General features: G+C 60.2%; 7 protein-coding genes. 6 read left to right on the top strand and 1 reads right to left on the bottom strand.

Annotated features, from left to right (window positions below):
* Positions 1-459: 459 nt before the first annotated feature.
* Positions 460-1,431, bottom strand: coding sequence for an ABC transporter substrate-binding protein (locus ACXJ7R_RS19985; protein ID WP_457153354.1), 972 nt, complete (start codon positions 1,429-1,431; stop codon positions 460-462).
* A 504-nt stretch (positions 1,432-1,935) separates the two neighbouring features.
* On the opposite strand from ACXJ7R_RS19985, the gene ACXJ7R_RS19980 reads away from it, so the two are divergent.
* The 6 genes from ACXJ7R_RS19980 to ACXJ7R_RS19955 form a co-directional block, all read left to right on the top strand.
* Positions 1,936-3,717 carry a thiamine pyrophosphate-binding protein gene (locus ACXJ7R_RS19980; RefSeq protein ID WP_457153353.1) on the top strand — a complete coding sequence of 594 codons (1,782 nt, stop codon included), beginning with the start codon at positions 1,936-1,938 and terminating at the stop codon, positions 3,715-3,717.
* A 49-nt stretch (positions 3,718-3,766) separates the two neighbouring features.
* On the top strand, positions 3,767-4,825 hold the full coding sequence (locus ACXJ7R_RS19975; protein WP_457153352.1) for a C-terminal binding protein: 1,059 nt from the start codon (positions 3,767-3,769) through the stop codon (positions 4,823-4,825).
* Positions 4,826-4,973: 148 nt separating this feature from the next.
* Positions 4,974-6,164: an alpha-hydroxy acid oxidase gene (locus ACXJ7R_RS19970; RefSeq protein ID WP_457153355.1), complete on the top strand. Its 1,191-nt coding sequence runs from the start codon at positions 4,974-4,976 to the stop codon at positions 6,162-6,164.
* 73 nt (positions 6,165-6,237) lie between these two features.
* Entirely contained in the window at positions 6,238-6,528 is a 291-nt protein-coding gene (locus tag ACXJ7R_RS19965; protein ID WP_457153351.1) for a YciI family protein, read from the top strand.
* A gap of 219 nt (positions 6,529-6,747) precedes the next feature.
* Positions 6,748-7,113, top strand: coding sequence for a Rieske (2Fe-2S) protein (locus tag ACXJ7R_RS19960; protein ID WP_457153350.1), 366 nt, complete (start codon positions 6,748-6,750; stop codon positions 7,111-7,113).
* Positions 7,100-7,440 (top strand): hypothetical protein (locus ACXJ7R_RS19955; RefSeq protein WP_457153349.1); only part of this gene is annotated, 341 nt, incomplete at its 3' end. The genes ACXJ7R_RS19960 and ACXJ7R_RS19955, both read left to right, overlap by 14 nt.

The following is a 7,440-nucleotide window of genomic DNA, read 5'->3' as shown; positions in this document are numbered from 1 at the left end:
GAGAAATCCCGTACAGCCCAGGTTTCAGCAGCACCTTCACCGTAGGATTTTCCGACGTTCCGCAGGGCGAGTGCCGGAATGAGAGCGTCGGCTGCGGCAGTTGGAGTGACGAGCGTTTGAGGCACGTTCATGGGTGTCAAATCCCTGTTTGTGGCTGGCGGCTCTTGGCCCTGGCTGGGAACACTCTCATCCCTCCGGTCTTCGATCTTCAGAGCGCGGCCCAATTGCGGCTCGCTCTTATGGCTTCGGCTCGACAACGCGTCTCAGTCGCCTACCAAACATAAGGTACATTATCATTGGAGAGGATAAAGGCGTTGTCAACATGCGATACTTAAATATTCAGGCGATGATTTCATCAATCAAAGAACATGTGGATGGATCGCCTTTCAACGATCCATCCATTTCTAAAATTATCATCCGTATTTAAGACGACTATTCATAAAACCATCTTTCGATGGCCTACTTCGGAGTCGAATAAACAATGTCGATTAGTTGTTTCTGCTCATCGTCTGTTAGACGCCTGCTGATCGACTTTCCTGCGACAGCCTGATCAATAACCCGATCCAGATGGGCAATCGGTCCGAAGGCCAGGGCAGGCCGTTTGTAGAAGGCGAGGCCCTTCGCAGCGATGTTCGCATCTACCTTGTTGAGTTCGCCGTAGAACTTCGCAGACGCCTCAGGGTTCGCGTAGGCCCAGTCGATGCAGCCATCCAGGACCTTGAGGAACTTTTCGGCAACATCCCGGTGGCCAGAGATAAAGTCCGAATTCGCGATAATGACACGGCCGGTCAAATCGGCCTGGGATTTGATGTCGTCGCCGGAGAAGAGCACGCGCACCTCGCCCTTCTCGACCGAACCGAGCACGGACGGAGGCACTGAATAACCCACGTCGATCTGACCAGTCATTATCATTGTGAAAGTGGCATCCATGCCGCCGGTCGCTGTCGGCTTGAAGTCGATACCCTTCTCGGTTTTGAGAGCGAGCAGAGCCGCCTCGGTGGCGCCACCCGGACGCGAGAAGGCGACCGTCTTTCCTGTCAGGTCGTCGATGCCTTTGATGGGGCTTGCCGCAGGAACATAGAAGAACGTGTCGTTCTGGCCCATGAACTCCGCACTGATGATCTTGATTTTCGCACCCTGCATGGACGCGGCCAGAACGGCGTTGATGCCGGGCGAGTAGCCGATATCCATACCGCCGGCCACTACGGCCTGCACGTTCTCCGACCCCCCTCGTGTGGAAATGACCTCAACATCGAGGCCCGCCTTCTCGAACTCGCCGCGCTGCTTGCAAAGCGTTGGCTGAGACGTATCCCAAAGCCCAAGGAACGTCGTCGCGACCTTAACCTTCTCAAGTTGCTGCGCTGCCGCCGGATTTGACGCAAATAACATCGCGCCGACGGCGAAGAGCGGCAGAACCCTCATATTGAGCATATCAACCTCCATTGATGGGCGCCGTCGAGGCATCGGTGGCCAAGACTTTCAGCGCAGATAACAGTCATCCGTTCCCAACAGAGCGACCGCGCCGTGAGCACGCTCGCCTCGCGGATGCAGCCCTTGCGATCAACCGATGGTCGTCGAGGCTCTATGGCCTAATTTAGCTACATCAGAAACTAACATTACATAGATACAAAGTGTATTCAAGGCCTCGAATGGCACATAATTTTGGGCAACCCGCAGCCCGGATTCCTCGAGGCGTCGGCTCGCCGTGCAGTTTCGTGTGAAACCGCCTGATGGCCGCTTCAGATCTTCAAGGCTTGGGCTGATGGGACGGTATCTGGCCGGGGCTATGAACGCTGTCCGCCTCGGATAGGCGATTGGTCGATGCGCGCTTTGTTCTCGGAGAGGCTTGACATGCAGGGAAATAGCTTCACTATTCATCTACATATTGAACGTAAATCGAGTTGGCCGCGGCCACGATATTCGAGTTGGTTTGCCATGACAGACAGCGCCGTAAACGAACATTCATCGCGTACGCGGCCGAACCGGCCAGAGGTTCCGGCGTCGTTCCAGGCGGGGAATGAGCTGTGGGGTAGCGATCGGGTCGCCAGTCTGCTGGCTGCCTTCGATCTGAAATATTTATGTCTCAACCCGGGCTCGAGCTTCCGCGGGCTGCACGACAGCATCGTGAATTTCGGCGGCAATGCCAATCCACAGATGCTGGTCTGCCTCCATGAGGAGCATGCCGTGGCGATCGCGCATGGTTATGCCAAGGTTACCGGAAAGCCGCTGGCGGTCGCTCTCCATGCCAATGTCGGACTGATGCATGCAACGATGGCCATCTTCAACGCCTGGTGCGACCGCGTGCCGATGCTCATTCTTGGTGGAACCGGTCCGGTCGATGCGGCCAAGCGGAGGCCGTTCATCGACTGGATCCACTGCGCACGTGACCAGGGATCGATGATCCGCGGCTACGTCAAATGGGACGACCAGCCTGCCTCCCTGGCGGCCGCCGAAGAGGCGATCTTGCGTGGCATGCAGCTAGGGATGACGGCGCCTCAGGGTCCGATCTATATCAACCTGGATTCAGAGATTCAGGAGGAGGCCATTATAGCAGGTTCTCCCTTGCCATCGCTCGATCGCTATCAGCCGGTTGCGGCGTCCGCGCCAAATGAGGCTATGCTGAAAGCTGCTGCTGCGGCCCTGGCTGGCGCCAAACACCCGGTCATCCTTATGGGGCGCGTTTCGCGTGACATGCAGGCCTGGGCGGAGCGCGTCACGCTGGCCGAGCGGCTTGGCGCCATGGTGATTACCGACCTCAAGGTCGGCGCCGCATTCCCGACCGCGCATCCCCTTCATGCCGGTGCTCCTGGCATGTCGGTTACCAAGGCGGCTGCAACAAGGCTGAAGGAGGCCGATGTCATCCTGTCGCTTGATTGGGTCGATCTGGCGGGCGTACTCGCCACGCATTTCCCGGGCAAGACCTGCCGGGCGCAGATCATTCAGGTTTCAGTCGATCATCAGTTGCACAACGGATGGAGCTTTGACCACCAGGCACTGCCACCCGTCGACATTCACCTGGCGACAACACCCGAAGCATTCGCTTCGAGCTTGTTGCCGCTCCTTCCCACCACCAAGCAGACGTATCAAGCGCTCAACCGCCAGCCGGCAAAACCCGGCAAGGCCGAGGAACTTGGCCTTGCCGACATCGCCTTCGCAATGGCCAGTGCAGCACGGGAAACGCCGATATCGCTCCTGCGCATCCCGCTCGGCTGGGACGGCGCACTCACCGATTTCGACCATCCGCTGGATCAGCTCGGCCATTCCGGCGGCGGTGGTGTTGGCTCCGGCCCGGGCATGGCCGTCGGCTCGGCCCTGGCGTTGATGGGAACCGACCGCTTGCCGGTCGCCGTCCTGGGCGATGGCGACACCTTGATGGGCATCACAGCATTGTGGACGGCGGTGCACTACGGCATCCCGCTGCTCGTTGTGGTGGCCAACAACCGCTCGTACTTCAATGATGAACTGCACCAGGAACGGGTCGCACGTCGAAGAGACCGGCCGGTGGAAAACAAATGGATTGGGCAGCGCATCGATGACCCCGCTCCCGATATTGCAATGATGGCGCGTGCCCAGGGCGCGGAGGGGGTCGGGCCGATCCGCGAGGCGGAAACACTGGATAGCGAAATGCGCAAAGCCGTCGCTGCGGTTCAAGCCGGCAAGGTCGTGGTTCTCGACGTGCATATCGGCGCCGGTTACGCCGCCGGCGGCGCCTCATAAAGCGCGCTTGGCGCCTAACAGACTGTTTTACAGGCGGAACCCGTCGGCCATGGCAAAACTCAGGATACTGGTTCCCGATACATACGTGAAGGTCCTCGACATCGAGCGGTCGGTGACCGGAGACAGCTTCGAATACGACGTTCACGACGAGAACGATGCCAGGGCGATTCCGGAAGCTGTATGGCGATCCTGCGATGCACTCCTTGTCTGGCATCGCGTGCGGATAGACGCAGGCATTGTCGCGATGCTGGACAACTGCCGGCTTATCGTGCGGGTCGGCGTTGGCTTCGACAACATTGATCTCGCCGCTTGCACCGGGCGCGGCATCCCCGTTTGCAACGTGCCGAACTACGGCACAACGGAAGTGGCCGATCACGCCCTGGCATTGTTGCTGCATTTGGCTCGGGGGCTTGGAAGCTATGAAGCTCGGCTGAGGGCGAACCCTGTGGGCGAGTATTTCGCCGAGAACGTTCCGGTGGTTCGCCGTCTGCGTGGAACCACCTTTGGCGCGGTCGGCCTTGGCCGCATCGGAACCGCCGTGGCACGGCGCGCAAGCGCATTCGATATGAAGGTCGTCTACTATGACCCGCTCTTGCCGGAGGGCCACGAGCTGGGCATAGGCCTCAAGCGGGCGGGTTCGCTTGAGGAATTGCTAGCCGCCTCCGATGTGGTGAGCCTTCATACCCCGCTGACGCCAGAGACGCATTCGCTCATGAATGCGGCGCGGCTGGCGCAGATGAAGCCCGGCGCCATCCTCATCAACATCGCAAGAGGCAAGCTGGTCGACTTGAATGCCGTGGAGGCCGCGCTGCGGTCGGGCCATCTCGGCGCTGCCGGCTTGGATGTTCTCCCCAGCGAACCGCCGGATGTCGCCTCGCCGCTGCTCGCCGCGTGGTTGAGCCGGGAGCCATGGCTTGCAGGTCGCTTGGCGCTGACGCCGCACGCGGCGTTCTTTTCCGAGGCCTCCTACGTCGACATGCGCACACTCGCCGCCGAGGTAATTCACGACTTCTTCCTGCGTGGAAAGCTGCGCAACAATGTGAATGCGGGCTGGCAGTCGAATGCAACCGAGCGCGAGCAAGCCGGGCTCGTCATGTCGACCAGTTGACGGCGCGATCATGACCGATGACCAGAACGCATTGCTTGGCACCCGTAACGTGAATGCCGGCAACTCGCCAAAACACGAACTCGACCTGCGAACCACTGGGGTGGCTGCCTCGACCCCGGCAGGCGACCTTCCCGGCAACCCCGCGAAAATGGCGACAATTGTCACCGAACGAAGACGGCAATCGTCGAGATCCGCACGGGCGCTGACTTCCGTTCTGAACCTCGACGATTTCCAGACCATAGCCCGCCGCAGGCTACCGCGTCCGATCTACGAATATTATGCCGGCGCCGCGGAAACGGGCCAGTCCTTTGCCGCCAACCGCAGCGCCTTTCTCAAGGCCGCCTTGGTGCCAAGAGTGCTCGTGGATGTTTCGGCCCGCAGCCCGGCCACCGTGCTGTTTGGCCGCGAGTACCGACTTCCGATCGGCATTGCCCCGATGGGCTTGAGCGGCTTGTCGACGTTCGAAGGCGACCTCGTGCTTGCCCGGGCCGCCGCCGACGAGAACATTCCGATGATCGTCAGCGCAACATCGATCATGCCTCTCGAGCGGCTTGCCGCCGAGGGTTCGGCCAGATGGTTTCAATCTTACCTTCCTGGCGAGCCCGAGCGGATCAAGGCGATGGTCGACCGCGTCGCGGCGGCCGGCTACGAAACCTTTGTGCTGACCGTCGATCTTCCAGTGCCGGCCAACCGGGAAAACAACATCCGGACCGGCTTCAGCATTCCGCTTCGCCCGAGCCTTCGACTGGCCCTCGACGGCCTGCTTCACCCGCGCTGGTCGATCGKGACTTTTGCACGGACGATGACAACGGGCGTTCCGCGTTTCGAGAACATGGACGCCTTCCGCGGCCCGCCGATTCTCTCACGCAATCTGGTGCGATCGATCGGTGCGCGCGATCAGCTGAACTGGAGCCATGTCCAGTCTATCCGCGACCGTTGGAAAGGCACCTTCGTTCTCAAGGGCATCCTTGCCGCTCAGGATGCGGCCAGGGCACGTGAATGCGGCGTCGACGGCATCATCGTTTCGAACCACGGAGGGCGCCAGTTGGACGGTGCGATATCGCCCTTGCATGTGCTTCCGCAGATCGTTCAGCAAGCCAACGGCATGCGTGTCATGCTCGACGGCGGTGTGCGGCGCGGAACCGACGTGCTGAAGGCACTGGCCGCAGGTGCGGACTTCGTCTTCATCGGCCGGCCATTCCTGTTCGCAGCCGTGCTGGGCGGCGGGGGCGTGCGCCATGCCATCCAGTTGATCGGCCAGGAGATCGACCGGGACATGGCGATGCTCGGCGCAAACACGGTCGGCGAAATCGACAGTTCGTTCCTGACAAGGCCTTGAGCACAGCCCCTGCCGGGCCGGCATCCAAGGTTGAGTACCAATCGCAAAATCGTCGCTCGGAAGGGAGATAACATTGTTCATCGCCATCATGAAAAGCCGGCCCAACACGATTGACCTGCGGACGGCCAACCGCGCTGCCCACGACGCATACTGGATCACCAGAATGGAGAAGCTCTGGCTGGCTGGGCCGATCCTTTCCGACGACCAGTCCGAGCGTTTCGGCCAGGTGTTGATCATCGATACCGACAACAGGCAGGAGGCAGAAGAACTCATTGGCAACGACCCGTTCGTCCTTGCCGGCCTGTTCGAAGACTATCCTGTCCGCTTCTTTCGCAAATCAGTCGAAAAGGGCCAGTCGATCTGAGCTCTCCGGAATGACCCTGCGCTTTGACGTGGGGATGGGGCGATCGACGCCGCCTGTGCGCGGTCGCACCCAGCCTGATGGCGCRTCTTATCGTTGGAATTCGTCAGAGCGCATGCAGCCCGGGCTGAAAAACTTCGCCTCAGGGGAAGCGCCAACACTTGACGCGCGGTGATACTGGAATATAGTAAGGTACCTTATCAATTTGAGGTCGAAAAATACATGGCTGAGCATTTTGTTTGCAACATCGACGAACTGCCTGAGGGCACGACGCGCGTCATCAAGCATGACTTGCTGGAGATTGGCGTCATCCATCAGGGCAATGCCTTTTACGCGTACCGCAACCTCTGTCCGCACCAGGGCGGGCCGGCCTGTGAAGGTCTCAAACTCCCCCAGGTCGAGGACGTCATCGACGGCGCCGGCCTGTTCACTGGGCAGCGCTTCAACACGGACGACATGCACATCGTCTGCCCCTGGCATGGCTATGAATTCCACTTGGCAACCGGAAAGCATGTCTGTGACGCGCGATTGCAACTGCGAAAATTCGACGTCGTGACTCGTGACGGCGGCATCTATGTCGACATCTAGCGCACCCGCACCAAATTTCGAGGATCTGGCGGGAGACCTCATCCGGCACTGCGAACTGGCAGTCGATGCCGACCATCTGGAGACCATCTCGGAATCTCAGCTCGCTGGCACCATCACCGCGCTGCTTCGTGTCCTCGCGGCCAAAGCGCAGAGCAATCTCCCGATACGGCTGGCAGTCGGCAACAGCCGCCTCTCGGCCACCGATGCGGTCATCGCCAGTACCGCTATCCTCGAAAGCGCGGGAATCGAAGTCTTCGAACTCGCGGCCTGGCAGGCGATGACCAAGGTCGGCTCCAGCCGGCGTGACAACCAATACATCCAAGACGG

It is taken from the genome of Mesorhizobium sp. P5_C1 (assembly GCF_054049815.1).
The sequence above is the reverse complement of the archived record's forward strand: the minus strand, read 5'-3'. Positions and strand labels throughout refer to the sequence as shown.